The following is a 25,124-nucleotide window of genomic DNA, read 5'->3' as shown; positions in this document are numbered from 1 at the left end:
GGCCTTCGTGAGTGGAGCGGGTGACGGGAATCGAACCCGCGCTGTCAGCTTGGGAAGCTGATGTTCTGCCATTGAACTACACCCGCACGAACCGAAGTGCGCGTCCCCCACTGTAGCGGAAACTTGCCCCTCAACAGCAAACCCAACGCCCCACCTTTTCCGGCCGGGACGGTAAGTTGGCTCACCGTGTTGCTATCTGACCGTGACATCCTTGCTGAGATCGACTCCGGCCGGCTCGCCCTCGACCCCTTCCACCAGGACATGATCCAGCCGTCCAGCATCGACGTACGGCTCGACCGCTACTTCCGTGTCTTCGAGAACCACAAGTACCCCCACATCGACCCCGCCGTGGAGCAGCCGGATCTCACGCGGATGGTCGAGCCGGCCGGTGACGAGCCGTTCATCCTGCATCCGGGTGAGTTCGTGCTGGCGTCCACCTATGAGGTGATCACGCTTCCCGACGATCTGGCCTCGCGGCTGGAGGGGAAGAGCTCGCTCGGACGGCTCGGGCTGCTGACGCACTCGACCGCCGGCTTCATCGATCCGGGTTTCAGCGGGCACGTCACGCTTGAGCTGTCCAACGTGGCGACGTTGCCCATCAAGTTGTGGCCGGGGATGAAGATCGGGCAGTTGTGCGTGTTCCGGCTCAGCTCGCCCGCCGAGCATCCGTACGGGTCGGCCAAGTACGAGTCCCGGTATCAGGGTCAGCGGGGGCCCACTCCGTCCCGGTCGTTCAGGAACTTCCACCGGACGAAGATTTGAGTGAACAACAGGTGAACATTTAGAAAACGCCTTGGCGGGATCGACCCTCAACGCACCCGCCATCAGGCCATGTCAGGGGTCGGATTTCCCTGCAAAAAGCGGCCAAACTACTCCGTATCCCGGTGTCGCACAACATACGCAGGGTAGCCAGAAGGCGAAGGGAACATGAAGTTCGCATTTCGCCTGGTAACCCGTACCCTCTTCCACGGACCATCCCCGCACATCTGGAGAACGACGTGCGCCTGCGTCTCACGCCACGTGAGGACAGCTACTACGACCTGTTCGCAGACTCCGCGAACAACCTGGTCACGGCATCCCGTCTGCTGGTCGAGATCATCAGTGACGGATCGGACAGGGAAGCCCTGGCCGAGAAGATGCGCGCCTGCGAGCACGCCGGTGACGAACGCACCCATGCGATCATGAACCGGCTCAACGAGAGCTTCATCACCCCGTTCGACCGTGAGGACATCTACCGCCTCGCCTCCAACCTCGACGACGTGATGGACGCCATGGAGGCCGCCTCCGACCTCATCGTCCTCTACCAGATCGACCACCTCCCCAAAGACGTGGTCCGGCAGGTCGAGGTCCTGGAACGTGCCGCCGAGCTGACCGCCGAGGCGATGCCGCGGCTGCGTTCCATGAAGAACCTCAACGAGTACTGGATCGAGGTCAACCGCCTGGAGAACCAGGGTGACCAGGTCTATCGCAGGTTGCTGGCCAAGCTGTTCAGCGGTGAGTACGACGCGCTCACCGTCATGAAGATGAAGGAGGTCGTCGACGCCCTCGAAGAGGCGGCCGACGCCTTCGAGCACGTGGCCAACACCGTCGAGTCGATCGCGGTCAAGGAAAGCTAGGCCCAGTGGACCTCACGCTCGCCCTCGTCATCGGCGTGGTCGTCATCTCTCTGGTCTTCGACTACACCAACGGGTTCCACGACGCGGCGAACGCCATCGCGACCTCCGTCTCGACCCGGGCGCTCACCCCCAGGGCCGCGCTGTTCATGGCCGCGGCGATGAACTTCATCGGCGCCCACCTGGGCACCCAGGTCGCTCAGACGGTCGGCAAAGGGATCATCGACGCTCCCAACGGTCCGCACGGCCTGGTCGTCGTGGCCGCGGCGCTCATCGGCGCGATCGCCTGGAACCTGATCACCTGGTACTTCGGGTTGCCCTCCTCCTCCAGTCACGCGCTCATCGGCGGCCTGGTGGGTTCCGCGCTGGCCTCGGCCAGCGTGGTGCACTGGGACGGCGTGATCGAGAAGGTCGTCATCCCGATGATCCTGTCGCCGTTGATCGGCTTCAGCCTCGCCGCGTTGATCATGATCGCAATTTACTGGATCTTCCGCAACAGCCAGCCGGGCAGGACCAACCGCGGGTTCCGCTACGCGCAGACCGTCTCGGCCGCCGCCATGGCGCTCGGGCACGGCCTGCAGGACGCGCAGAAGACGATGGGCGTCATCTTCCTGGCGCTGACGGTCGGCGGGTACGCCAGCCCCGGCGAGGGCATCCCCCAGTGGGTCATCCTCTCCGCCGCCGGCGCGATCTCGCTCGGCACGTACGCCGGTGGGTGGCGCATCATGCGCACGCTCGGCCGGCGGATCATCGCGCTCGACCCGCCCCAGGGGTTCGCCGCCGAGTCGGCCGCGGCCACCGTCCTGTACGGTGCCGCGATCGGGTTCGGCGCGCCGATCTCCACCACCCACACCATCACCACGGCGATCATGGGCGTCGGCGCGACCAAGCGGCTGAGCGCCGTGCGGTGGGGCGTCGCCGGCAACATCGTGACCGCCTGGGTGCTCACCATCCCGGCGGCGGCCCTCGTGGCGTCGCTGGCCTACCTGCTCCTCCACGCCATCGTGGAGTAGGGCTACGGCGTGGGCTGCCCGCCCGCGTACATCACGTCCACGTCCCAGCGGGCGAAGCCCAGGGACTCGTACAGCCTGATCGCCGCCGTGTTGGCCTCGTCCACGTAGAGCATCGCCTGGGCGAGGCCACGCGCGCGCAGGTGGTTCAGGCCGGCCAGGGTGAGCGCCCGGCCCAGGCCGGTGCCCTGCTGGGAGGGGTCGACGCCCACGACGTAGACCTCGCCGAGCGGCTCGTGCCCGTGCTCGGACGAGCCGTGGATCTTGGTCCAGTGGAAGCCGGCGAGCCGGTCGCCGCGTACGGCCAGGAAGAAGCCCTCGGGGTCGAACCAGGGCTCCCGCTCGCGCCGGATCAGGTCGTCGCGCGTCCACGCGCCCTGTTCGGGGTGGTGGGCGAAGGCGGCGGCGTTGACTTTGAGCCAGGCGTCCTCGTCCTGCCCCGGGACGAACGTGCGCAGCCGCACGCCGTCCGGGAGCGTGTAGGGAGGAAGCGGGGCGAACAGCGAGCGGCGCATCTGCCAGAGCGAGCGCACGCGTTCGAAGCCGAACGACGCGGCCAGCGCGCCGGCGCCCGCGTGGTCGCCGTGCGCCCACAACCGCACCCGGCCGCCGGCCAGTTCGAGTACGGCCCGCAGCAGCCGCGTCCCGTGGCCCTGCCGCCGGTGGGCCGGATGGATGACCAGTTCCGCGCTCGGGCCCTCGACCTCGTCGGTGGGATCGACGTGCGCGTAGCCCACGGGCGTGCCGTCGGCCGCGTGCAGCAGCAACGAGCGGGCCCGGGGATCGCCGCCGTAGCGGAGATGGAGCATCACGTGCTCGTTGAGCGGGCGGACGCCGTCCGCCTCGGTCGCCGCTTCGACGATGCCGAGCACCTGGGTGACCTCTACGTCGTCGAGCCGTTCACTGATCTTCACGTGCGCACCCACAGGACGAACTCTAGGCGTACCAATGGCGAACAATGCCATTGGCTGTCCCGGTCAATCGTTACCTTTGAGACATTCGTTGCATAGGGAGACGTCGTAACGTCCCTGTCATGACGTCACGCACCCTCCTCCGGCTGTGCACGGCCGGCGTCGCGACCGCGGCCGGGATCGCCCTGGCCGTGGCGCCCGCGGTCGCCGCGACCAGCGGCTCCGCCGGCAACGGCCACGGACACGGCGGGCCGACCGTCCCGGTCCGCCTGCTCAGCATCAACGACCTGCACGGCAACCTCGAACCGCCGTCGGGCTCCTCCAGCCGCATCCTCGACCCGGACGGCCCCCTGGTCGACGCCGACGGCTCGCTGACCGGGCTCGCCGGCGGCAAGTACTCGATCGCCGGCGGCGTGTCGTACCTGGCGACGTACGTCAAGCAGGCGCGTACCGAGAACACGCTGGTCGTGGCCGCGGGCGACCTGATCGGCGCGTCCCCGCTGATCTCGGCCGCCTACCACGACGAGCCCACGCTGGAGGTGCTCGGCTCGCTCGGCCTCAACGCGACCGCGGCCGGCAACCACGAGTTCGACGAGGGGTACGCCGAGCTGCGGCGCCTCATGAACGGCGGTTGCCACCCGGTGGACGGCTGCTCGCCCGCCGGGCAGTGGAAGGGCACGGACTTCGACTTCCTCGCGGCCAACGTCGTCAAGGAGGGCACCGACCAGTACGCGCTGCCGCCGTTCTACGTCAAGAAGATCAACGGCGTCCAGGTGGGCTTCATCGGCCTGGTGACGGCGACCACGCCGACCATCGTGACCGCCGAGGGCATCAAGGGCCTGCAGTTCACCGAGGAGGTCGCCGCGGCGAACCGGGCCTCGGCCTACCTGGCGCGCAGGGGCGTCAAGGCGCAGGTCGTCCTGATGCACGAGGGCGACTCGATCACCCCGAACCAGAGCCCGGACGCCTGCTCGGTGAACACCGCCAACGCCGGCTCGCGCATCGCCAGGGAGCTGAACCCGCAGATCGACCTGGTCATCAGCGGCCACTCGCACCAGGCGTACATCTGCAAGACCAAGGACCCGGCCGGCCAGGACCGCCTCTACACGCAGGGGTCGTCGTTCGGCCGCGTGCTGACCCAGATCGACCTGCGGGTCGACAAGCGCACCAAGGACGTGATCCGCTCCTCGGTCACCGCCGACAACAAGGTCGTCGCCCGTACGGTCACGCCCGACCCGCAGGTCGAGGCGCAGGTCCAGACGTGGCGGACGCGCAGCGCCGAGGTGGCCAACCGCAAGATCGGCACGATCACCGGCGACATCAGCAACGTCGTCAGCAACACCTCGGCCGCGACCACCAAGCCGGAGACGCCGCTCGGCGACCTCATCGCCGACTCGCAGCTCGAATCGGCCAAGGCGGCCGGGGCCGAGATCGCGCTGATGAACCCGGGCGGCATCCGCACCTCGCTGACGTACACGCAGTCGGGGTCGGAGGGCGACGGCGTCGTGACCTACGGCGAGGCGTTCGCCGTCCAGCCGTTCAGCAACCTCGTGCAGGTGCGGACGTACACGGGGGCGCAGCTCAAGGCGCTGCTGGAGCAGCAGGTCTGGACGCCCAACCCGGCGACGGGCGCGATCAACCACCGGATGTTGCAGGTGTCGTCCTCGCTGACCTACACCTTCGACACCACCAAGCCGGTGGGGTCGCGGGTGTCGGGCATCAAGCTCAACGGCACGCCGGTCACGGACACCCAGTCGATCAAGATCGCCGCGAACAACTTCCTGATGGGCGGCGGCGACGGCTTCTCGGTGTTCACGCAGAGCACGGACACCTGGAGCGGGGCCATCGACCTGGACGCGTTCACGGCGTACCTGACCGCGCGCTCGCCGATCACCCCGTCGGCGGCCGACCGCATCACCTTCGTCAAGTGATCCCCGAGATCACCTTCGTCAAGTGATCCCCGAGCCGGGGGCCCCGCCCGCCGGGGCCTCCGGCTCGCCCGGCAGCCGCGTCAGCCACTTGCGCGTGACCTCCGCCTCCAGGTCCACGCCGTGGTGGCGGGCCATCAGCAGCACGTGGCACAGCACGTCGGCCAGCTCCGCGCGGAAGCCCGCCTCGATCTCCTCCGGGGTCAGCCCCCTGGTCCGCGCCTGTCCGGCGCGCATGAGGTACGCCTGGGTCAGCTCGCCGACCTCCTCCTGGAGCTTGAGCAGGTACCAGGCGTCGTCGCGGACGATCCCGAGCCGCCCCGCGTAGCGGTCGGAGACACGCTGGACGTCATGGCCGAGCCGGCGCAGATCCATCAGGCGAGTCTAGGGACAGGCGGGTGGGTCCAGGCGTCCATCAGGCGAGTCTAGGTGCCCGCCCGAGGGCCCCCGGGCGGCTCTAGGCGCGGTGCAGCGGCAGGCGGGCGATCAGGCGGGCGCCCGGGCTGTGGTCGGCGACCTTGAGGGTGCCGCCGTGGGAGGCGCAGATCTCGCGGGACAGGGGCAGCCCGAGCCCGCTGCCGCCCTTCTCCTTCCTGCGGGCCGCCTCCAGACGGGTGAAACGCTCGAAGACGCGCTCGCGGTCCTCGGGCGGGATGCCGTCGCCGTCGTCGGTGACCGAGATGTAGACGTGGTCGCCCTCCACCCAGATCCGCAGGTCGATCCGGCTGGCCGCGTGGCGGGTGGCGTTGTCGAGCAGGTTGGTCAGCAGGCGGTCGAGCTGGACCGGGGAGCCGAGGACCAGGGCGCGGCCACACGTGTCCAGGACGATGGGGATCTTGCCGCCCGCGCGGCGGCGTACCCCAGCCTCGGCCAGGCGGCACAGGTCGACGATGCGGCGGTCGGGGATGGCGCCGGCGTCCAGGCGGGCCAGCATGAGGAGCTCGTCGATGATGCCGGTGAGGCGTTCGGCGGCGGCCAGGGCGCGGGCGCCGGTGGCCGGCCAGTCGGTCTCGTCGGGGTAGGAGTTGGCGACCTCAAGCTGCGTGCGCAGGGCGGAGATGGGGCTGCGCAGCTCGTGGGAGGCGTCGGCGACGAAACGGCGCTGGGTCTCGGCGGAGCGCTCGAGCCGGTCGAGGGTGTGGTTGGTGGTGGCGGCCAGGTCGGTGATCTCGTCGCCGGTGTCGGAGACGGAGACACGCCGGCTGAGGTCGCGGCCGGTGATCTCGGCGAGTTCGGCGCGGATGCGTTCGACCGGGCGCAGCGCGGAGGCGACCACGACCCAGGTGATGCCGGCGACGATCACCAGGACCATGGGGGTGCCCAGGAACACCATGGCGTTCAGCCAGGACAGTGCCCGGTTGACGTCGCTGAGCGAGGAGGCGCCGTACACCGTGACCAGCTCCCCGCTGGGGGTGTGCACCTGGATCGCCATGATCAGGTACTGGGCCTCCTTCTCGTCCCTGAGGCCGGTGAGCGTGCTCTCGGTGCTGTAGATCGTCTCCGGCTTGTCCACCTGGATGCCCGTCAGGCGCTGGCCGCGCAGCCCGGGGCTGCTGGCGATGACGCGGCCGTCGGCGGAGACCACCTGAAGGAGCTGCACCCGGGCCGGGGCCTCAAGCGTGGGGGAGAGCTGCCCGGCCCGCGCCTCGCTGGCCACCCTGCGTACGGCCAGCTCCACCCGGGTCTCGACAAGACCGTGCAGGTTGTCCGGCCCGAGCGTGAGCGTGAGCGTGGCCGTGACGGCCAGGACCACTGCCGCCACCAATGTCGCGAGAGTGGTCAGGCGCCCACGTATCGAGCGGGGAAAGAGCCTTTTCGCCATCCCCCAGAGACCTACCCATAAGGATTCGAACTGGGCAAATGCCGGATCGAGATTCGGCAAGCGGCCCGCAAAGAGGCGTGTTCCCGGCGGGCGACCCCGGTGTGCGGTCGAATAGTTGATCACGTGCGAGGCGCCGGAGCGCGACGGCGGACCGCCCCGCCGCGCGCGCCGGCCGGGCGTGGGTGGCCGCCGCAACACATGGGCAAGGTGATCGAGCTGTGCCGCACCACCACCTGAGCGAGTCCTGGGCCGCGCCGGCGCTCGTCGTGCTGATCACGTACGCGGTGCTGGCCACGCGGACGGCGTGGAGCCGGTGGCGTACCGCGAGCTTCGCCGGCGGCGGCGTGCTGCTGACCGTGGCGCTCACCGATCCCGTCGCCTCGCTGGCCACGACCGACCTGCGCGGCCAGACGCTGCAACACCTGCTGATCGGCATGCTCGCGCCCCTGGCCCTGGTGATGGGCGCGCCGGTGACGCTGCTGCTGCGCTCGCTGCCGGTCGCGTACGCGCGCCGCGTGACCTGGGCGCTCCGCGGCACTGCCGTGCACCTGCTGGCCAACCCGTGGACGGCCCTGGCGCTCAGCGCGGGCGGCACGGCGGCCCTGTACTGCACCCCCCTGTACGGGTTCGTCCCCGTGCCGCTCGCGCACGCGTACGTCCTGCTGACCGGTTACCTGTTCGCCTGGGTCGTCGCCGGTCCCGACCCCGCGCCGCGCCGCCCGCCGGTGCCCGTGCGGGTGGCCGTGCTGGCGGTGGCGGTCGCCGCGCACGCGGGCCTGTCGCAGCTCATGTACGCCGCCCGTACGGACCCGCCGGTGCCGGCCGGCCAGCTCAGGGGCGCGGTGGAGATCATGTGTTACGGCGGCGACGTGTGCGGGCTGCTGCTCGCCCTGGCCCTGGCCGTCACCTGGCGGCGGCGCGACCCGGAGGCGGCCGACGTGGAACTGCTCGCCCCCGGCCTCACCGTCCGGGTGCCGGGCGTGCCCGAGCCCGCCGGGCGGGTCGCCGTACTGGACCGTGAGCCCCCGAGGACGTCGGGCCCGCTCACCCCCTTCGAGTACGGCGACGAACTGGACCACCCGGACCCGGCCGACCTCTAGCCAGGGGCGGCGGTGCGCGAGCGGAGGAGGTCGTAGAGGGCGGCCACCAGGGCTACCAGCACGAACGCCAGCACCACCAGCAGGCCGTGCCGGAAGGCCGTCGGCCACCCCTGCGGCAGCGCGCCGAAGAACGTCGAGCCCGCCGCCGCGATGCCGATCGCCGAGCCGAGCCGCTGCCCGGTCTGCAGCACCCCGGCCGCGCTGCCGCCGCCCTCGGGCGGCACCTCCGACAACGTGATCGCCTGGTTGGGCGAGATCACCAGCCCGCTGCCGATGCCCGCCACCAGCAGCGGCAGGGCGGTCGCCGCGCCCACGCCGGGCCCCGGCACCAGCAGGGTCGCCGCCATGGTCGCCAGCAGTCCCGCGATCACCGTCCCGAGCCCCACAGTGACCACCTTCCTGCCCGCCCGACCGACGAGCCGGCCGCCGACCACCGACGACCCGGCCGACCCGAGCGCGAACGGCGTGATCGACAGACCGGCCAGCAGCGGGCTGTAGCCCTCACCGCTCTGGAGGTAGAGGGTGAAGATGAAGAAGATCCCGGTGAAGCCGGCGAAGTAGAACAGGGCGATGGCCGACCCGACGCTGTAGGAGCGCTTGGCGAACAACGACAGGTTCACCAGCGGCTCCCTGCGGTACCGCCGCTCCCAGAGCACGAACCCGGCCAGCACGGCGAGCGAGGCCGGCAGGAGCAGCCACTTGGCCTCGCCCTTCCACTGGTGCTGCTGGATGAACGGCAGCAGCAGGCCCGCCACGCCCACCCCGAGCAGCAGCACGCCGACCGGGTCCATGCTCTCCCGCCGCCCGCTCCGCGCGAGCCCAGGGGCGGGCCCGGGCAGCAGTTTCCAGGCCAGCGGCAGCAGCACGATCCCGATCGGCACGTTCACCAGGAACACCCACCGCCAGCCCTGCTCGGCCCCGAACCCGGTGACCAGCGCGCCGCCGATCAGCGGCCCGGCGGCGGTGGACACGCCGATGGTCGCCCCGAGCGCGCCGAAGGCCCGTCCTCGTTCGTGGCCCAGGAACATCTGCTGGATCAGGCCGGACACCTGCGGGTTCAGCATCCCGGCGGCCATGCCCTGCACCAGCCTGGCCGTGATCAGCACCGGCATGCTCCAGGCGAACCCGCAGGCCGCGCTGGACGCCGTGAACGCCACCACACCCCACATGAACAGCGCCCGGCGGCTCCGGGCGTCGCCCATCCGGCCCGCCGGGACCAGCAGCAGGCCGAACGTGAGCGCGTAGCCCGACAACGTCCACTGCAGTCCGGCGTCGGAGGCGTGCAGGCCCTCGCGGATCGAGGGCAGGGCCACGTTGACGATGCTCACGTCCAGGCCCGACATGAACGCCGCCACCAGGCACACACCCAGTGCCCGCCGGCGCGTGTCGGAACCGGATGCCTGCATCGCGACCTCTCTGCGGGACAGGGGCCGCGATCATGATTCCCCGCAGGCTGGGAAATATCGTCCGTGGCGGACAATGATTTCTTTGCCGGCCCCCCGCGAAGGAGCGATCATGGACACGATGGCCGTGGAGCGCAACGGCATCAACGCCGTACCCGAGAGCGAGCGGCACGGAAGACCTTCCGGCCTGTTCTGGCCCTGGGCGGGGGCGAACCTCTCCCTGTTCGGCGTGGCGTTCGGTGTGTACGTGGTCGGGCTCGGCCTGGGCGTCGTCCCCGCCATCGTGACCGGGACCCTCGGGTACGCACTGTCGTTCCTGCTGGTCGGCCTGGTCGCCGTCGCGGGCAGCCGGTCCGGCGTGCCGACGATGACGCTGGGCCGGGCGCCCTTCGGCTACCAGGGCAACAAGCTGCCCGCGGTGTTGTCGTACGTCTCGAACGTGGGATGGGAGATCGTGCTCGTCACGCTCTCCGCGCAGAGCGGCGCGGCCGTGCTGCGGCGCGTGGCGCCCGGGATCCCCGGCACGACCGCCACCGCGGCCTGCTTCGCCGTCTCGGCGCTGGTCGTGATCGCCGTCGGCGTGTACGGCCACGCCATGATCATGGCCGTCCAGCGCTACCTGACGTACGCGTTCGTCGTGCTGACCGTCGTCTACGTGATCCTCATGGCCCCCAAGCTCGGCGGCGCGCTGGAGACGACGGCGGGGCCCGGCGGCTGGGTGGGCGGCGTCATCCTGGCCATGACCCTGCTCGGCCTGGGCTGGGTCAACTGCGGCGCCGACTACTCCCGATACCTGCCCGCCGCCTCCCGGCCCAGGTCCGTGGCCCTGTGGACGATGCTGGGCGGCGCGCTGCCGCCGATGGTGCTGCTGGTCTTCGGCGTGCTGCTGGCCGGCGGTGACCCCAAGCTGGGCGAGGCGGCGGGCGGTGACCCGGTGGGCGCGCTGGCGGCGGCGCTGCCGACCTGGTTCCTGCTGCCGTACCTGCTGACCGTCATCGGCGGTTTCCTGGCCGGAGCGATCATGGACATCTACTCGTCGGGGTTGTCGATGCTGGCGCTCGGCGTGCCGGTCAGGCGGCACTACGCGGTGCTGATCGACGGGGCTCTCATGGTGCTCGGCGGCTACTACCTGCTGTTCGTCTCGGACAACTTCTTCGGCACCTTCCAGGCGTTCCTGGCGATCATCGGCGTGGTGATGGCCGCCTGGGTGGCGATCTTCCTGGTCGACATGTGGCGGCTGCGCGACGGCGGCCGGGCCTACGACGAGCGGCTGCTGCGCCCGGGAGCGCCCGCCGTCAACTGGGCCGGCCTGGTCTCGCTGGTCGTGGCCTCGGTCACGGGCATCGGCCTGATCACGTCCGCGGACGAGCACATCGCGGCGGTCGTCGGATTCCTGATGAGCGACGAACTGCGCGGCAGCACGTTCGGCGCGGCCAACATCGGCGTGGTCATCGCGCTGGTGCTGGCCGGGCTGCTCTACTTCGTGCTCACCCTGCGACGCCGCTGACCTATCGGGCCAGGGAAGGTTCCATTACTGTTGGTGAACAATGATGGACTTTCCGTGGTTGTCGCCGGTGTTGCGGCTGCTGAGATGGGCCGTTCACGGCACTTTCTGGGCGTTGCTGGTGATCGCTCTGGCGTCCGTGCTGGACGAGGGGCGGTCCGTCGAGGTCGCGGGAGGCGTGCTGCTCGGCGTGCTCTACGGCGTGGGGCAGGTGCTCCAGGGTGACCCGCCGCACCTCGCCGGGCCTGGCCGGGCGGCGCTCGGACGGGTGTGGCTAGGGCTGGTGACCGCGTGCTGGGCCGTCCTGGCCGTCGCGGCGGCGCCGTTCGTGGGGGCGGCGTTCCCGCTGCTGTTCGCGTACCTGCGGTTGCTGCCGGTGTGGGCGGGCACGTTCGGGGTCACGCTGCTGACGTCGGCGGCGATCATGGCGGCGGGATGGCACGCGGGGGAGTTGTCCGCGGCGCTCGTGCTGGGGCCGCTCGCGGGAGCGGTGGTGGTGAGCTCGCTGGCGCTGGCCTACGAGACGCTGTGCGACGAATGGGCCCGCCCGCCCGTGCGGTGAGGTCAGCCGGGGCCCGGACGGTGCCAGGGCTCCAGGCGCAGGGCAGGGGAGTGCATACGGTCCCTGAACTGGCGTGCCCTGGTCAGGCAGTCGGGACAGACGGGCTCGGGCACCGCGCGGGCCAGGGCCTCCGGGGTCGGCTCGCGCTGGGTGCCGAGCACCGACCGGTCCGGAGGCAGGCCGGTCTCCGGATCGATGGTGATCATCGTGACGTTCGCCACGGTATAGGGGAACGTACGCTTGCACGCGAAGCAGGTGCCGATCGTGGTGATGTGGTCGTCTTCCATGGATCCGCCCTCCTGCACCGCACCGTACCTCGTGTCCGGGGATCGCGGAGGGGTCAGGGATTGCGGCGCAACGCCCATTCGACCGCGGGACAGCGGTCCATCACGACGTCGAGCCCGGCGTCGAGGGCGCACTGCGCGGCGGCCTCGTCGATCACGCCGATGGGCAGCCACACGGCGCCCGCCCCGGCCGCGAGGTCGTCGTCCACGACCTCGCCGGCGAACTCCGAACGCCGGTAGATCGCCACCACGTCGGCCTTGACCGGCACCTCGGCCACTGACGTGTAGCCCGGCTCGCCCAGGACCGGCTTGCCGGCCGGGTGCACCGGGATGATCTTCTTGCCGCGCGACTGGATGCGCTCGGCCTGGTCGTAGGCCGTGCGCTGGGGGTCGTCGCTCAACCCCACGAAGACCCACGTGCCCGCGTCGTGCAGCAGGCTCCTGATCACACGCTGATCCGCGAAACGATCGTCCATGCCAGCCTCAACACGTCCGGCGCGCCGGCGCTTCCCGTCCTACGCCTGCGCGGTCGGCAGCACGACCACCTGGCGCAGGTTGACGTGCCGGGCCCGGCTGACGGTGTACCCGATCAGGTCGGCGACGTCCTCGGCGGTCAGCGGCGTGAACGCCTCGAACATGCCGGCGAGCTGCGTGCCCAGTTCGGCGTTGTCGATGTGGTCGCCGAGCTCGGTCGCGGTCAGGCCGGGTTCGAGGTTGGTCACCCGTACGCCCCTCGGGCCGAACTCCGGGCGCAGCGAGGCCGACAGGTGGGTCAGCGCGGCCTTGGTGGCGCCGTACACGGCGTAGTTCGGGAACGTCAGGTGGGCGCCGATCGAGGAGATGTTGACCAGGTCGGCCGTCCGGCCCGCGCGTACGCCGAGCAGCAGGTCGGCCGCGAACGCCCCGGTGACGCGGAGCACGCCGGCGACGTTGGTGTCGAGCATGCGCGTCCACTCGTCGGTCCGGCCGCTGTCGATGGGGTTCGGCAACATCACGCCGGCCGCGTTGACGACCAGGTCGGGCCGGCCCAGCCCGTCGCGGACGGCCAGCGCGGCGGCGGCCACGCTCGCCTCGTCGGTGACGTCCACGGTGACGGGCAGCGCGGTGCCGCCGTCGGCGTCGATCTTGCCCGCCAGCTCGGCCAGCCGGTCGGCGCGGCGGGCGAGCAGGGCCACCGTGGCGCCGTTGGCGGCCAGGAGGCGGGCCGTGGCCTCGCCCATGCCGCTGGCGGCTCCGGTCACGACGGCGATGCGGCCCGAGAGGTTCTCGTAGTTCGTCATGGCTCTCACCCTGGCCGAGGCCGGCGCACTTACCCAGCGCACGGCTTTTCCTGGTAAGGCCAGTACTACCCTGAAGCGATGGAAGGTGATTTGGGGCAGTTTCTCCGTTCTCGTCGGGCCCGGATCCATCCGGAGGAGGCCGGGCTGCCCGCGTCGGGGCGGCGGCGGGTCGCCGGGCTGCGGCGCGAGGAGGTCGCGCTGCTGGCCGGCGTGAGCGTCGACTACTACATCCGTCTTGAGCAGGAACGCGTCCAGAACGTCTCCGACGCCGTGCTCGACGCCGTCGCCCGGGTCCTGCGCATGGACGACACCGAACGCGCCCACCTGCGCGACCTGCTGCGCCCGGTCCGGCACGCCGGGACCCCCGTCCTGCGCCCCGGGCTGAGCAGGCTGCTCGACCTGGCCGACGGCGCGCCCGCGTTCGTCCTCGGGCCCCGGATGGACGTGCTGGCCTGGAACGCGCTGGCCGACCGCGTCACCGGCTTCGCCGGTCTGCCGGACGACCGGCGCAACCAGCTCGTACAGGTGTTCCTGGCCCCGCACACGCGCACCCTCTACCGCGACTGGGCCGAGGTGGCCGCCGAGACGGTCGCGTACCTGCGGCTCTACGCCGGCCGCCACCCCGGCGACCCGCTGCTGCCCGCGCTGGTCGCCGAGCTGTCGGCGTCCCCCGACTTCGTACGCCTGTGGGAGGAGCACGGCGTCGCCGAGAAGACGTACGGGAGCAAGCGCCTGCGCCACCCCGAACTGGGCGAGCTGGACTTCGCGTACGAGACCCTGGCCGTGCCCGGCCAGCCCGACCTGCTGATCGTCATGTACACGGCCGACCCCGACTCGGCGACCGGCCGCACGCTCGCCCGGCTCCGGGAGGAGATCGGCGCCTCCCGGTCGCTCGCCCACGCCACGCCCGCCTGACGGCGCGCCCGATCTTGACCGGGGCCCGGCCGGTCGGCATCGTGGGGCGGGTGACCGGCGATGACGTTGTGCTGACAAATCTCGACCAGCCGCTGTTCGACGGGTCCGGCGCCACCAAGCGCGACCTGGTCGACTACCTCGACGCGGTCGCCGGCCGCATCGTCCCGGCGCTGCGCGGGCGGGCCCTGTCGGTGTTGCGGGTACGGCCCGGCCAGGAGCCCTTCATGCAGAAGAACCTGCCCAAATACGCTCCTTCCTGGATCAGGACGGTCAACGTCTGGGCCGAGGCGTCCCGGCGGCAGGTGTCGTACGCGCTGTGCGACGACCGGCGCACCCTGCTGTGGTTCGCCAACCAGCGGGCCGTCGAGTACCACCCGGCGCTGTTCCTGGGCGGGCATCCCACGCACATGATCCTCGACCTCGATCCGCCGGAGGGCAGCGACTCCTTCCCGCTCGCCGTACGGGCCGCCCTCCTCGTCCGTCAGGCGCTCGCCGACGCCGGGCTGGCGGGCGCGGTCAAGACCAGCGGGGCCAAGGGCGTGCACGTGTTCGTCCCGGTCCCGCCGGGCACGGGCGTGGAGGACCTGGCCGCGGCCACTCGCGCCCTGGCCGCCCGCGCCGAGCGCATCGACCCGGACCTGGCCACCACGGCGTTCATCAGGGAGGACCGCGCGGGCAAGGTGTTCATCGACTCCACCAGGGCCGGCGGGGCCACGGTCGTGTCGGCCTACAGCCCGCGGGTGCGGCCGGGGGTGCCGGTCTCGTTCCCGGTCCCGTGGGAGGAGCTCGACCGGGTCGCGCCCGCCGACTTCACCATCCACAACGCGGCCGGGCTGCTCGGCGACCGCGACCCGTGGGCGGAGCTCATGCCGGAGGCGCGCCCGCTGCCGTCCGACCTGGTCGCGGAGGGGCACACGATCCCGGTGGCCCGCGTACAGGCGATGCACGAGGGGAAGCGTCGTGCCCGTGCTCGCCGGGCCGAGTCACCGTAATGTCCGGATATTGACGCACTGGCGTAGGCCGGTAGACCTTCTCAGGGGTGCTTCGGCGGGTTACTTTCCGAATCACTGCGGCTCGGGGGATTTCTCCGCATCTCACTCCTAGGGGAGCCTGCATGCGCAGAATCATCATCGCGTTGGTCACCGCTCTCGCCTTACCCGTCGCCATGGCGGTCCCGGCGAGCGCGGGCCCACTCGACGACGTCTTCGCCAAGCTGCTCGTGAAGCAGGTCAAGGGCGAGAACGTCAGGAAACACCTGGAAGCACTCCAGTCGATCGCGAACGCCAACGGCGGCACCCGCGCCGCCGGCACACCCGGCTACAACGCCTCCCGCGACTACGTGGCGGGCAAGCTGCGCAAGGCCGGTTACAAGGTCACACTCCAGCCGATCAACTTCGTCCAGAGCTGGACCGAGAACAGCCCGCCCACACTCGCCCGGACCGCGCCGGACGCCAAGTCGTACGCGCCGAACGAGGACTTCTACTCCTTCGAGCCCTCACCGGCCGGTGACGTGACCGCGCAGGTCCAGGGCGTGGACCTGATCCTGCCCCCGACCCCGACGCCCACCTCGACCAGCGGCTGCGAGGAGTCCGACTTCGCCGGGTTCGTGGCCGGACGCATCGCGCTCATCCAGCGCGGTACGTGCGCGTTCGCCCAGAAGATCCGCAACGCGGGCCGGGCCGGCGCGTCCGGGATCATCGTGTTCAACGAGGGCCAGCCGGGCCGGACCGAGGCCTACCCCCTGGACATCGGCGAGTGGCGGGCGAACGTGCCCATGGTCTTCGCCGACTTCGCCGTCGGCAACGAGCTGGCCACCGGCACGCCCACCGTACGGCTCAAGGTCGACTCCACCCTCGTCCTCGGCACCAACGACAACGTGATCGCCGAGTCCCGGTTCGGCGACCCGGGCAACGTCGTCATGATCGGCGGCCACCTGGACAGCGTGACCGTCGGGCCCGGCATCAACGACAACGGCTCGGGCAGCGCGACCATCCTTGAGGTGGCCGAGGAGATGGCGCACTTCCCGGTCAAGAACAAGGTGCGGTTCGCGTTCTGGGCCGCCGAGGAGATCGGCCTGCTCGGCTCCGACCAGTACGTCGCGTCGCTGTCCCAGGCACAACGCGACAAGATCCGGGTCTACCTGAACTTCGACATGGTCGCCTCGCCCAACTACGCGTACAAGCTGTATGACGGCGACAACTCCGACAACCAGGGCTCGCCGGCCGGCCCGCCCGGATCGGCGCAGATCGAACGGCAGCTCGCCGACTTCTACGGCTCCCGCCACCTGCCCACCGTGGGCACCGACTTCGACGGGCGTTCGGACTACGGGCCGTTCATCGCGGTCGGCATCCCCGCGGGCGGGATCTTCACCGGCGCGGAGGGCATCAAGACGGCGGAGGAGGCCGCGCTGTTCGGCGGCGTCGCCGGACTCCCGTACGACGCCTGCTACCACCAGGCGTGCGACACGATCGCCAACATCAACGCGACCGCGCTCGACGTGGACGCCGACGCGGTCGCCGACTCGACGGCCAGGTTCGCCTTCAACCTGCGCGGCATCCCGCCGCGGACCGCCGCGACCGCGGCCAGGTCCGCGGTCGCGGTGCAGTCGGCGAGCTGAGAGGGTGATCCCGGGCGGGGCCTCCGCCCGGGATCTTTCAGTTGGACGTACGCGCGGGGGAGCGCAGGGCGGCGACCATGGCCGCCGGGTCGTCGGCGAAGAAACGGATCGAGGTGACCTCGGCCCGCCTGCCGAGCGGCCGGACCGCGACGACCGGCTCGCCGAGCTCCACCGTCACGTTCGTCCGGGACGCGACCGCGACGTTCAGCCGCCCGCCGTCCATCGTGATGAACCCGTTCTCGTTGTAGCTCTGGGTGACGCGGACCGAGGTGATGAGGTCGCGCGGCACACGGAGGTCGAAGTAGGCGGCGTACCGGACGCGCAGCTCGTCCTCGGTGACCACGTGTGGCCTGGTGACGGAGGCGGCGGCCATGAACACGACGAACAGCAGGCTGTACAGGTCGAGGATCAGCACCGGCACGCGTACCGCCGACGGCACGTCGTTCACCAGCAGCAGCAGGTCGACGACCCCCGTCTCGACGGCCATCGCGAACATGAACAGGCCCAGCGTGAACGCCTGCTCCTTGGCGTACGACAGGGGGGTCGCGCCGTCCGGCACGCCGTGCCGCCGCCGGGCGGCCCACAACCCCACGCTGGTCATGCCGGCCAGCTCGAACCTCAGGGCCGCGCGTACGACGTGCAACATCACGCTCTCTCCTTCAGCTTGGTGAACACCAGCCGGAGCACCTCCGCCTGCGCGGGCGACAGCTCCCCGGTCATCGCCTCCATCCAGGACAGATCGGCCGCCGGACCGGACGGCACCATCCCGGCCAGTTCGTCCGGGACGTGAGCGGCCATCTCCTCGGCGAGTGGCCCGACCCGCTCGTCCCCGGCCTCCGCGTCCGCCAGCTCGTCGAGGCGCCGGTACAGCGCGTGCCCGGCGTCGAGCTTGCCCGGCTCGGTCATGGGCCGCATCAGCTCGGCCAGGTTCGCCTGGCCCTCCTCGTCGGACAACACGGTCGCCAGGGTCAGCAGCTCGTGGTCGAACGCCCCGAAGACCGACCCGCCGCTGCCCAGGTCACGCAGCACGTCCGCCGCGTCGGGCGACATCATCGAGTCGGGGCTCAGCTCCGGCTGCGCGAGCAGCGCCGCCAGCCGGGCCCGCCGCGCCGCGATGGCCTCCTGCTGCCTGGCCAGGTCGTCGTCCAGCTCCCGCAACGCCTCCCGGAAGTCCGCACCCCGGAAGTCCGCACCCCGGTCGCCGGACAGAGCGTCCCGCAACTCCTCCAACGACAACCCGAGCCCGGCCAGATGCCGCACCCGCGCCAGCCGTACGGCGTCGCGCATCCGGTACTCGCGATAACCGTTGGGAAGCCGCTCAGGCTCGGGCAGAAGGCCCAGATGGTGGTAGTACCGCACGGTACGGGTAGAAACCCCGACCAAAGCGGCCAACTCGCCGATCCGCATGCCCTCATTAGACAGGTTGACGCCGCGTCAAGGTCAAGCCGGTGTGATTCCGGCTCTCTGACTGGGACGTCGCGGATGTGGTGCAGGGCCTCGATGCTCCGGTGGCCGTGGATCAGCGCGGCGAGTTGGGCGTGGGTGATCCGGCCTGGTGGGAGGCTGGTGATGGCGTAGATGGTGACGGTGGTGGTCTTGCCGGTGCGGTGGTGGGTGGGGCGGCCGCGGCTGGTCTCGTCGGTGCGGTCGTTGAGAATCGCTTCGTGCCAGGGCAGGGTCTTGAGCCGGTGCGGGAGTGTGGGCTGGTTGCTCTTGACGATGAACAGGTGGTGTCCGCTGGCGGGAGCGATCTGCCGGGTGTGTTCCTGCTGGGTGTGCAGGGCATCGGCGGTGATCACCACGCCGGTCAGGTCGAGCCCGGACAGCAGGGGTGTGAGCGCGGGGATCTCGTTGCTCGTGGCCTCGACCTGCTGTTGGGCTATGACGATCTGGGTGTTGTGGCAGGTGGCGGCTGGCAAGTGGGTCGCGCCTTGGCTGGTGCGGCTGCCACGCAGGGTCTTGCCGTCCACGGCCAGGCCGGTCAGCGGGGTGCGGGGTGCGGTCTGCGGGCCGGTTGCCTGGGGTGGCGGGCGGGGCGCAGGTGGTGTGCGCGGCCGAATAGGTGCAGGTGGCGGTGTCGAAGGCGTCGCCATCCAGGCGGGCGAACAGTCGTCCAAGGGTGCTGGCGGCCAGGCGTATCGTGCCGGGCAGGCCGGTGCGGGCGCGCAGGACGGGGTCGTACCCGGCGATGAATCGGGCGATCTTGGCCAGGGAGGTCGCGCCGCCGAGTACGGCGAGCAAAATAGCGCCAGCATGGGGCCGAGCCGGTAGCAGCGTCCCCGGCGGCTGCGCGGGTCAGAGATGGTGTCCAGGTGTTCGGCGAGCGTGGGCAGATCGAGCGGCTCGTCGGGCAGGTCGGCGACGGTGACGTGCTCCAGGCGGCGAGAGAGCACGTCGATCGGGGATGATGGCACGCGACCGCGGCCCCTGTTCTTGATCGACTGGCTGGACGCCGACGATCAACAGGGGTCGCGTTTGTCATGTGCACCCCGGAACACCTGCCTCATCGAGCCAGCAAACGTCCATCAACCGAGAACGCAACGGCCTTGAGACTCTGTGTGTTGCCGACATTGTCGTGCTTCTCTACGTGCAACCCCCATCCGGGTCGCCCGGCTCATCGTCGGTCGACGACGTGCTTCTCGACGAAGAAGCTGTGTTCCTACGACTCGGGGACCCGCCCCGCCCGACAGGGTTCCGGGCCGCCCGTTCTGTGGCAGTTGCCTGCTGGGCGGTAGTGCGGAGACGGTGAACCGCGATGTCAGGTACGCCCGGCCGTCCGGCGCACGGACGGCACGGACGTGCCAAACCTTGTGAGCTACCAGTTGGCGTCGCTGATGGGCTCCAGCCGGAACTTCTCGTTGTCTTGGGTGCCGGAGTCATACTGGTTCACGCTGGCGCCGTAATCGAGGCTGGCGTTCTCGATGGCCAGCACCTTGCCCGAATGCTTGACTACGATGCGGACGTAGCCGTCGCCGGCGTCGCGCAGCTCGAACTTCTCGTTGTCTTGGTGGCCGGAGTCGTACTGGTTCAGACTGGCGCCGTAATCGAGGCTGGCGTTCTCGATGGCCAGCACCTTGCCCGAATGCTTGACTACGATGCGGACGTAGCCGTCGCCGACGTCGCGCAGCTCGAACTTCTCGTTGTCTTGGTGGCCGGAGTCGTACTGGTTCAGACTGGCACCGTCCTTGAGGCTGGCGTTCTCGATGGCCAGCACCTTGCCCGAATGCTTGACGATCAGCCGGGCTCGCGGAGGGAAGGGAGCCATGGTTACCTCCTTGGTAGGGGAAATCGGGGGTAGGGGCCTGACACACACCGGACGGCGTGCCCTGCCAGTGGTCACCACATTGAGCCGGTCGACACTCAAGGGTCAATACAGACACAGCGGCCATATATGACATATATTCTTCAGCCACGAACTCCGACAGATGCGCCCGTCAAGAAAGCCCGTGATGAACCGCCAAACCACGGCGCGAGCATTAGCGGCGTGCCCGCAGTGGTGGAGTCCACGAACAGCACCTGATTAAAAGTCTCGGCGAGGATCCAGTACGCCCCCGCGTCTTCCCTCTCGTACTGCATGAGCCGGAAGCGCATGGGTCGAACTCGGCCTGCTCCACCACCCATTCAGGAGTGACTATCAGCGCCTTGCCGGAATGTTTGGCGAAGAGATTGTAAGCGCCGGCAGGATCGCGGGCGGGCTTGATATTGAATTACTGGTTGGCCGACTGTCTGTTCCCAGTCCACTGTATGGCCTGGGTGCCGTTGTCGGTGGATGCGCCCTCGATGTCGATCACCAGCCGTAACTGGCTATTGATTAGGTTGGCGACAACAGGAATGGCTATATGATCCCCTCCAGTTGATGATCGAGGCAGCGACGCGCTGTTTGTCTCTATGAAACTTGATTGCGGGCGGGAAATCACCCTCCAGCCGTGGCCACATCCGGACAGGATTCACGCCTCCGCCACTTAATCCCATCAGCGGTGTCCGGCAAGATCACTACGACGTGTCCGGCCGCCCGCCCGAGGAATTGATGTCAAACTACGCCAGGCCGAAGCAGTGGTGCTGGTCAGGCCATCGCCCATGGATGGGTGACTGAATGACTATGTCCATGTGACGCCGGCGCTTGGCCGCTATTGGCCAGTAGACAGGTGATTGTTGACGTGGGCGCGTGAAAGCGGCAGAGCCGGGGGTGAGCCAAGGCCGTTGCGTTCTCGGTTGATGGACATTTGCTGGCTCGATGAGGCAGGTGTTCCGGGGTGCACATGACAAATGCGACCTCTGGTGATCGTCGGCGTCCAGCCAGTCGATCAAGAACAGGGGCCGCGGTCGCGTGCCATCATCCCCGATCGACGTGCTCTTGCCACCTGCCACAACACCCAGATCGTCATAGCCCAACAGCAGGTCGAGGCCACGAGCAACGAGATCCCCGCGCTCACACCCCTGCTGTCCGGGCTCGACCTGACCGGCGTGGTGATCACCGCCGATGCCCTGCACACCCAGCAGGAACACACCCGGCAGATCGCTCCCGCCAGCGGACACCACCTGTTCATCGTCAAGAGCAACCAGCCCACACTCCCGCACCGGCTCAAGACCCTGCCCTGGCACGAAGCGATTCTCAACGACCGCACCGACGAGACCAGCCACGGCCACCGGAGCATCGAGGCCCCGCACCACATCCGCGACGTCACCTACCGCGAAGACACCTCCCGCGTCCGCACCGACACCGCACCGGCACCGCACCCCGCATCATGGCCGGCCTGCGCAATCTGGCCATCGGCCTGGCCAGCATGCTCGGCTGGACCGACATCGCCGCCGCCACCGACCACTACCGCAGCCACCCCGCCGACTGACTCCAACTACTCGGTTTCACAACATGAGAACGCATTTCCCCTGCCGCCGCGTCAAGGTCAACCCGATGCAGTCCGGCCGGTGGGGTTGTGCTTTGAGGGGGCGCTTACGTCTTCGTTGTGTGGCTCGACATGACGATTCGCGGATGTGGTGGTGACGCCGTAGCGATCTTGCGGCGACAGGATCACAGCCATGAAGCGCATCCCCCTCATTCTCTCCTCCGTCGCCCTGCTGACGCTGATCGCCACCCCGGCTCAGGCCGCCGCGCTCCGCCCGGTCCTCGTGCAGCCGTACGCCGACCTCACCGAAGGCGTCACCGTCGCGCCGGACGGCACGATCTACGTCGGGCTGCTGACCAAGGGCGAGATCAGGAAGTACGACAGCACCGGCACCGACAGCCTGCTGGCGACCCTGCCCATCGGCGAAGGCAAGCTGAACGGCCTGGCCACCGACCGGCGCGGCAACGTCTACGCCGCGCTCAACTCCGGCCAGGCCGCCACCAACGGCATCTGGCGCATCACCTCGTACGGCGAGGCCAAGCTCTACGCCGCCCTGCCGATCGGCTTCGCCAACGGCCTCGCCTTCGGGCCCGACGACGCGCTCTACGTCACCGACACCACGAACAGCGTGGTCTACCGCGTGGACGACGGCAAGGCAGCGGTCTGGGCGAAGTCGCCGCTGCTCGTCGGCTCGGACGGCACGGGCGCGAACGGCATCGCCTGGCGTTCGGGCGCGTTCTACGTGGCGGTGTCCGACGAGGCGCAGATCGTCCGCATCCCGTACGGCAAGGGCGGCAAGGCGGGCGTGCCGACCGTGTACGTCAAGGACGCCAAGCTGGCCGGCGCCGACGGCGTGGCCTTCGACGTGCGCGGGCAGCTCTACGTCCCGAGCTACACGGGCAACACGCTCAGCATCGTCCGCACCGGCGGCGGTGTGGAGGTCCTGGCCGACAAGCTGGACAGCCCGGCCAGCCTGGCGTTCGACGGCAAGGCGCTCTACTTCGTCAACATCGGCGGCAACGGCGCGCCCAGCCTGATGAAGACCAAGGTCAAGCTCGCCGGCCAGCCGCTGCTGCGCGGCTGATCCCGGCATCGTCCCCCTTCACCGAAAAGCCCCGGAAGCCCCGGACGCCGCGAAGCCCCGGCAGGCCCGGGGCTTTTCGGGGCCAAGCGTTCACCCGTCGTCGCGGCCGATCAGGTCGAGGAAGGCGGCGGCCGCCGGGGAGGGGTGATTCGTCCAGATCAGGTGCTCCACCCGCGCCGGGGCGTCGCGCAGCCGGACGATGCCGAGGTTGGCGAAGCGCGGCGCGTACGCGGCCGGGAGCAGGCCCACGCCGAGCCCGTGCCGTACGAGGTCGACCATGAACTCGGCGGAGGAGACCTCGAAGGAGACCTCGCGCTCCACGCCGGCGGCGGCGAACGCCTGATCCGACTGGATCCGCCCGGCGTGACCGGCCCGGAAGTCGATGAACGACTCACCGGCCAGGCCGCGCAGGTCCGTCACCTCGCCGGCCAGGCGGTGGTCCGGCGCGACCACGGCGACCAGCTCACCCCTGGCCAGCGGACGACTGCGGACGGCCTTCGGCTCGGCGCGCGGCGGCAGGCCGAGGAAGGCGACGTCCATGTCGGCCCGCCGGACGCGTTCGATCAGCTCCTCGCTGCCTGAGGAGGTGAGCGTGATGTGCACCCGCGGGTGCCGGCGGCGGAACTCCTTCAGCAGGACCGGCAGGTCGACGGCCGCCACCGTGGGGATCGAGCCGACCGCCAGCCGCCCGCGGATCTCCCCGCTGGCCGCCGCGACCTCGGCCCGCGCCCGGTCGGCGGCCTCCAGGCACTCGCGGGCCGCGGGCAGGAACGCCTCACCGGCCGACGTCAGGCGCACGCGCCGGCTGGTGCGTTCGAATAGCCGGGCGCCGAGTTCCCGTTCCAGCGCGGCGATCTGGTGGCTGAGCGCCGACTGGACGACCCGGCAGCGTTCGGCGGCCCTGGTGAAGTTGCTGGTCTCGGCGACGGCGACGACGTACCTCAGCTGCTGGAGCTCCATCGAACAATCGTGTCACGCGATCGATCACGATGAAAACTATGTGTTGGACTCATCAATCAGGTCTCCAGCACCCTTGTCCCATGACGCAAACTCTTTCGACGCAGCCGGCGCGCTCGGCTTTCAGGGCCTGGGCGGGTGTCGCCGCCATCACGGCCAGTCTCTTTGTCTTCCTCACGACCGAATTGATGCCGGTGGGCCTGCTCACCCCGCTCAGCGAGAGCTTGGACATCTCGGTGGGCGCGGCCGGGCTGATGGTGACGTTGCAGGGCGTCTCGGCCGGGCTCGGCGTGCCGTTCATCGCGGCGTTGAGCAGGCGGGTGAACCGGCGGTTGCTGCTGTCCACATTGCTGGCGGTGCTGGCCCTGGGGAACCTGGTGACGGGCATCGCGCCCAATTACCCGGTGATCCTGACGACCCGGCTTCTGCTGGGCTTCGCCAGCGGCGTGTTCTGGGCCATCGGCGTGAGCATGGCCATGCGGCTCGTCCCGGAGCGGCACGCCAACCGGGCCGCCGCGATCGTGATGTCCGGCATCTCGATCGCCACCGTGGTCGGCATCCCGGTCGGGACCCTCCTGGAGAGCCTCACCGACTGGCGCAGCACCTTCCTGATCTGGAGCGGCCTGAGCGCGCTGGTGTTCGTGGCGGTCGCCGTCATGATCCCGTCGCTGCCGTCGGCGAACGCGGTCTCGGTCCGCGAGGTGTTCGGGCTCCCGCTCAGGAACGTGCCGCTGCGCATGGTGCTGTTCACGGTCGTGCTGTTCGTGCTCGGCCACTTCGGGGCCTACACCTTCGTACGGCCCTTCATGGAGGCCAACGCGGGCGCCTCGCCGCTGCTGGTGACCGGGGTGCTGATGGTGTTCGGCGTCGCCGGCGCGATCGGGAACTTCGTCGCCGGGCACACCGTGAACCGGAACCTGCGGGGCAGCTTCGTCGTCGGCGCCGCGGGGCTCGTGACGGCCATGCTGCTGCTGCTCGCGATCGGCGACAGCGCCACGGGGGCGATCGTGGCGCTGGTCGTCTGGGGGGTGTCGTTCGGGGTCGTGCAGCTCGCCCAGGTCAACATGACGCTCGCCGCCGCGCCGGAGACCTTCGAGGCCGCCATGTCGCTCAACACGATGGCGTACAACACCTCGATCGCGCTCGGGGCGCTCTTCGGCGGGCTGTTCGCCGACAACCTCGGGGTCACCAGCGTCGTCTGGTTCGGCGTGGCGCTGACGGCGGGATCGCTGCTGCTCAACCTGGCCACCGGCCGGAGGACCGCGCGGTCCGTCCAGCCGGTCGCGTGAA

25 protein-coding genes, 1 tRNA gene and 1 pseudogene are annotated in these 25,124 nt (G+C 69.9%); 14 read left to right on the top strand and 13 right to left on the bottom strand.

Annotated features, from left to right (window positions below; translation table 11 throughout):
* Positions 1-12 precede the first annotated feature (12 nt).
* A tRNA-Gly gene (locus DMB42_RS37850) sits at positions 13-86 on the bottom strand.
* 100 nt (positions 87-186) lie between these two features.
* On the opposite strand from DMB42_RS37850, the gene dcd reads away from it, so the two are divergent.
* The 3 genes from dcd (at position 187) to DMB42_RS37835 (ending at position 2,626) form a co-directional block, all read left to right on the top strand.
* Positions 187-762, top strand: coding sequence for a dCTP deaminase (gene dcd, locus DMB42_RS37845; protein ID WP_125643346.1), 576 nt, complete (start codon positions 187-189; stop codon positions 760-762).
* Between the two features lie 236 nt (positions 763-998).
* Positions 999-1,616 (top strand): DUF47 domain-containing protein, encoded by a 618-nt coding sequence (locus DMB42_RS37840; protein ID WP_106243913.1) that lies wholly within the window; start codon positions 999-1,001, stop codon positions 1,614-1,616.
* A gap of 5 nt (positions 1,617-1,621) precedes the next feature.
* The gene (locus tag DMB42_RS37835; RefSeq protein WP_125643343.1) at positions 1,622-2,626 is read left to right on the top strand and encodes an inorganic phosphate transporter; all 1,005 of its coding nucleotides are present in this window, start codon (positions 1,622-1,624) and stop codon (positions 2,624-2,626) included.
* 2 nt (positions 2,627-2,628) lie between these two features.
* On the opposite strand, the gene mshD is transcribed toward DMB42_RS37835, so the two are convergent.
* Positions 2,629-3,549 (bottom strand): mycothiol synthase, encoded by a 921-nt coding sequence (mshD, locus tag DMB42_RS37830; RefSeq protein WP_396984889.1) that lies wholly within the window; start codon positions 3,547-3,549, stop codon positions 2,629-2,631.
* A 107-nt stretch (positions 3,550-3,656) separates the two neighbouring features.
* Between mshD and DMB42_RS37825 the strand changes: the two genes are divergently transcribed.
* Positions 3,657-5,465 (top strand): bifunctional UDP-sugar hydrolase/5'-nucleotidase, encoded by a 1,809-nt coding sequence (locus tag DMB42_RS37825; protein ID WP_125643337.1) that lies wholly within the window; start codon positions 3,657-3,659, stop codon positions 5,463-5,465.
* An 18-nt stretch (positions 5,466-5,483) separates the two neighbouring features.
* Here DMB42_RS37825 and DMB42_RS37820 read toward each other — a convergent pair whose 3' ends face one another.
* Positions 5,484-5,837 carry a pyrophosphatase gene (locus tag DMB42_RS37820; RefSeq protein ID WP_125643334.1) on the bottom strand — a complete coding sequence of 118 codons (354 nt, stop codon included), beginning with the start codon at positions 5,835-5,837 and terminating at the stop codon, positions 5,484-5,486.
* An 82-nt stretch (positions 5,838-5,919) separates the two neighbouring features.
* Positions 5,920-7,224: a cell wall metabolism sensor histidine kinase WalK gene (locus DMB42_RS37815; RefSeq protein ID WP_185845069.1), complete on the bottom strand. Its 1,305-nt coding sequence runs from the start codon at positions 7,222-7,224 to the stop codon at positions 5,920-5,922.
* 278 nt (positions 7,225-7,502) lie between these two features.
* Here DMB42_RS37815 and DMB42_RS37810 point away from each other — a divergent pair, with 278 nt between their 5' ends.
* Positions 7,503-8,384, top strand: a complete 882-nt coding sequence (locus tag DMB42_RS37810; protein WP_185845068.1) for a cytochrome c oxidase assembly protein — start codon at positions 7,503-7,505, stop codon at positions 8,382-8,384.
* Here DMB42_RS37810 and DMB42_RS37805 read toward each other — a convergent pair.
* Complete coding sequence (locus tag DMB42_RS37805) at positions 8,381-9,790, bottom strand: MFS transporter (RefSeq protein WP_185845067.1); 1,410 nt, start codon at positions 9,788-9,790, stop codon at positions 8,381-8,383. The genes DMB42_RS37810 and DMB42_RS37805 overlap by 4 nt on opposite strands.
* A 109-nt stretch (positions 9,791-9,899) precedes the next feature.
* Between DMB42_RS37805 and DMB42_RS37800 the strand changes: the two genes are divergently transcribed.
* Both DMB42_RS37800 and DMB42_RS37795 read left to right on the top strand, forming a co-directional pair.
* Positions 9,900-11,294, top strand: a complete 1,395-nt coding sequence (locus DMB42_RS37800) for a cytosine permease (RefSeq protein WP_125643322.1) — start codon at positions 9,900-9,902, stop codon at positions 11,292-11,294.
* A 40-nt stretch (positions 11,295-11,334) separates the two neighbouring features.
* Positions 11,335-11,853 carry a hypothetical protein gene (locus DMB42_RS37795; RefSeq protein ID WP_125643319.1) on the top strand — a complete coding sequence of 173 codons (519 nt, stop codon included), beginning with the start codon at positions 11,335-11,337 and terminating at the stop codon, positions 11,851-11,853.
* Between the two features lie 2 nt (positions 11,854-11,855).
* Here DMB42_RS37795 and DMB42_RS37790 read toward each other — a convergent pair whose 3' ends face one another.
* Genes DMB42_RS37790 through DMB42_RS37780 form a run of 3 tightly spaced genes read right to left on the bottom strand, consistent with a single transcriptional unit; the run spans position 11,856 to position 13,417 of the window.
* Positions 11,856-12,140 (bottom strand): hypothetical protein, encoded by a 285-nt coding sequence (locus DMB42_RS37790; RefSeq protein ID WP_125643316.1) that lies wholly within the window; start codon positions 12,138-12,140, stop codon positions 11,856-11,858.
* A gap of 53 nt (positions 12,141-12,193) precedes the next feature.
* On the bottom strand, positions 12,194-12,613 hold the full coding sequence (locus tag DMB42_RS37785; RefSeq protein ID WP_125643313.1) for a CoA-binding protein: 420 nt from the start codon (positions 12,611-12,613) through the stop codon (positions 12,194-12,196).
* A 39-nt stretch (positions 12,614-12,652) separates the two neighbouring features.
* Positions 12,653-13,417, bottom strand: a complete 765-nt coding sequence (locus tag DMB42_RS37780) for an SDR family oxidoreductase (protein WP_125643310.1) — start codon at positions 13,415-13,417, stop codon at positions 12,653-12,655.
* Between the two features lie 78 nt (positions 13,418-13,495).
* Between DMB42_RS37780 and DMB42_RS37775 the strand changes: the two genes are divergently transcribed.
* The 3 genes from DMB42_RS37775 (at position 13,496) to DMB42_RS37765 (ending at position 16,949) form a co-directional block, all read left to right on the top strand.
* Positions 13,496-14,332: a helix-turn-helix transcriptional regulator gene (locus DMB42_RS37775; protein ID WP_125643307.1), complete on the top strand. Its 837-nt coding sequence runs from the start codon at positions 13,496-13,498 to the stop codon at positions 14,330-14,332.
* A gap of 50 nt (positions 14,333-14,382) precedes the next feature.
* Positions 14,383-15,324, top strand: a complete 942-nt coding sequence (locus DMB42_RS37770) for a DNA polymerase domain-containing protein (protein WP_260478180.1) — start codon at positions 14,383-14,385, stop codon at positions 15,322-15,324.
* A 122-nt stretch (positions 15,325-15,446) separates the two neighbouring features.
* Positions 15,447-16,949, top strand: coding sequence for a M28 family metallopeptidase (locus DMB42_RS37765; protein ID WP_125643304.1), 1,503 nt, complete (start codon positions 15,447-15,449; stop codon positions 16,947-16,949).
* Positions 16,950-16,986: 37 nt separating this feature from the next.
* On the opposite strand, the gene DMB42_RS37760 is transcribed toward DMB42_RS37765, so the two are convergent.
* The 3 genes and pseudogenes from DMB42_RS37760 to DMB42_RS56465 all read right to left on the bottom strand — a co-directional run.
* A complete protein-coding gene (locus tag DMB42_RS37760; RefSeq protein ID WP_125643301.1) occupies positions 16,987-17,598 on the bottom strand; it encodes a hypothetical protein in 612 nt (203 codons plus the stop codon).
* The gene (locus tag DMB42_RS37755; RefSeq protein WP_125643298.1) at positions 17,595-18,356 is read right to left on the bottom strand and encodes a MerR family transcriptional regulator; all 762 of its coding nucleotides are present in this window, start codon (positions 18,354-18,356) and stop codon (positions 17,595-17,597) included. The genes DMB42_RS37760 and DMB42_RS37755 overlap by 4 nt, the downstream gene beginning before the upstream one ends.
* 137 nt (positions 18,357-18,493) lie before the next feature.
* Positions 18,494-18,919 (bottom strand): annotated as a pseudogene (locus tag DMB42_RS56465) (ISAs1 family transposase); the annotation flags it as partial.
* Here DMB42_RS56465 and DMB42_RS55440 point away from each other — a divergent pair.
* On the top strand, positions 18,831-19,220 hold the full coding sequence (locus DMB42_RS55440) for a hypothetical protein (protein WP_260478179.1): 390 nt from the start codon (positions 18,831-18,833) through the stop codon (positions 19,218-19,220). The pseudogene DMB42_RS56465 and the gene DMB42_RS55440 overlap by 89 nt on opposite strands.
* Positions 19,221-19,764: 544 nt before the next feature.
* On the opposite strand, the gene DMB42_RS37745 is transcribed toward DMB42_RS55440, so the two are convergent.
* Positions 19,765-20,214 carry an RICIN domain-containing protein gene (locus DMB42_RS37745; RefSeq protein WP_125643295.1) on the bottom strand — a complete coding sequence of 150 codons (450 nt, stop codon included), beginning with the start codon at positions 20,212-20,214 and terminating at the stop codon, positions 19,765-19,767.
* Between the two features lie 1,001 nt (positions 20,215-21,215).
* Between DMB42_RS37745 and DMB42_RS37740 the strand changes: the two genes are divergently transcribed.
* Together DMB42_RS37740 and DMB42_RS37735 are read left to right on the top strand one after the other, a co-directional pair.
* Complete coding sequence (locus DMB42_RS37740) at positions 21,216-21,929, top strand: transposase (RefSeq protein WP_125643292.1); 714 nt, start codon at positions 21,216-21,218, stop codon at positions 21,927-21,929.
* Between the two features lie 57 nt (positions 21,930-21,986).
* Complete coding sequence (locus DMB42_RS37735; protein WP_125643288.1) at positions 21,987-22,877, top strand: SMP-30/gluconolactonase/LRE family protein; 891 nt, start codon at positions 21,987-21,989, stop codon at positions 22,875-22,877.
* A gap of 90 nt (positions 22,878-22,967) precedes the next feature.
* Here the strand turns inward: DMB42_RS37735 and DMB42_RS37730 are convergent, their stop codons facing one another.
* Positions 22,968-23,837, bottom strand: a complete 870-nt coding sequence (locus DMB42_RS37730) for a LysR family transcriptional regulator (RefSeq protein ID WP_125643285.1) — start codon at positions 23,835-23,837, stop codon at positions 22,968-22,970.
* A gap of 80 nt (positions 23,838-23,917) precedes the next feature.
* Here DMB42_RS37730 and DMB42_RS37725 point away from each other — a divergent pair, with 80 nt between their 5' ends.
* Positions 23,918-25,123 carry an MFS transporter gene (locus tag DMB42_RS37725; protein WP_125643282.1) on the top strand — a complete coding sequence of 402 codons (1,206 nt, stop codon included), beginning with the start codon at positions 23,918-23,920 and terminating at the stop codon, positions 25,121-25,123.
* Position 25,124 lies beyond the last annotated feature (1 nt).

The organism is Nonomuraea sp. WAC 01424 (genome assembly GCF_003947315.1).
GTDB classification, from domain to species: Bacteria; Actinomycetota; Actinomycetes; order Streptosporangiales; family Streptosporangiaceae; genus Nonomuraea; species Nonomuraea spiralis.
The sequence above is the reverse complement of the archived record's forward strand: the minus strand, read 5'-3'. Positions and strand labels throughout refer to the sequence as shown.

Bases quoted from the DNA above. Each gene is read 5' to 3' on its own strand.
- DMB42_RS37825 (WP_125643337.1), top strand. From the start codon at position 3,657: ATGACGTCACGCACCCTCCTCCGGCTGTGCACGGCCGGCGTCGCGACC.
- DMB42_RS37820 (WP_125643334.1), bottom strand. From the start codon at position 5,837: ATGGATCTGCGCCGGCTCGGCCATGACGTCCAGCGTGTCTCCGACCGC.
- DMB42_RS37805 (WP_185845067.1), bottom strand. From the start codon at position 9,790: ATGCAGGCATCCGGTTCCGACACGCGCCGGCGGGCACTGGGTGTGTGC.
- DMB42_RS37800 (WP_125643322.1), top strand. From the start codon at position 9,900: ATGGACACGATGGCCGTGGAGCGCAACGGCATCAACGCCGTACCCGAG.
- DMB42_RS37795 (WP_125643319.1), top strand. From the start codon at position 11,335: ATGATGGACTTTCCGTGGTTGTCGCCGGTGTTGCGGCTGCTGAGATGG.
- DMB42_RS37790 (WP_125643316.1), bottom strand. From the start codon at position 12,140: ATGGAAGACGACCACATCACCACGATCGGCACCTGCTTCGCGTGCAAG.
- DMB42_RS37785 (WP_125643313.1), bottom strand. From the start codon at position 12,613: ATGGACGATCGTTTCGCGGATCAGCGTGTGATCAGGAGCCTGCTGCAC.
- DMB42_RS37780 (WP_125643310.1), bottom strand. From the start codon at position 13,417: ATGACGAACTACGAGAACCTCTCGGGCCGCATCGCCGTCGTGACCGGA.
- DMB42_RS37775 (WP_125643307.1), top strand. From the start codon at position 13,496: ATGGAAGGTGATTTGGGGCAGTTTCTCCGTTCTCGTCGGGCCCGGATC.
- DMB42_RS37765 (WP_125643304.1), top strand. From the start codon at position 15,447: ATGCGCAGAATCATCATCGCGTTGGTCACCGCTCTCGCCTTACCCGTC.
- DMB42_RS37755 (WP_125643298.1), bottom strand. From the start codon at position 18,356: ATGCGGATCGGCGAGTTGGCCGCTTTGGTCGGGGTTTCTACCCGTACC.
- DMB42_RS55440 (WP_260478179.1), top strand. From the start codon at position 18,831: ATGACGATCTGGGTGTTGTGGCAGGTGGCGGCTGGCAAGTGGGTCGCG.
- DMB42_RS37745 (WP_125643295.1), bottom strand. From the start codon at position 20,214: ATGGCTCCCTTCCCTCCGCGAGCCCGGCTGATCGTCAAGCATTCGGGC.
- DMB42_RS37740 (WP_125643292.1), top strand. From the start codon at position 21,216: ATGCGACCTCTGGTGATCGTCGGCGTCCAGCCAGTCGATCAAGAACAG.
- DMB42_RS37735 (WP_125643288.1), top strand. From the start codon at position 21,987: ATGAAGCGCATCCCCCTCATTCTCTCCTCCGTCGCCCTGCTGACGCTG.
- DMB42_RS37730 (WP_125643285.1), bottom strand. From the start codon at position 23,837: ATGGAGCTCCAGCAGCTGAGGTACGTCGTCGCCGTCGCCGAGACCAGC.
- DMB42_RS37725 (WP_125643282.1), top strand. From the start codon at position 23,918: ATGACGCAAACTCTTTCGACGCAGCCGGCGCGCTCGGCTTTCAGGGCC.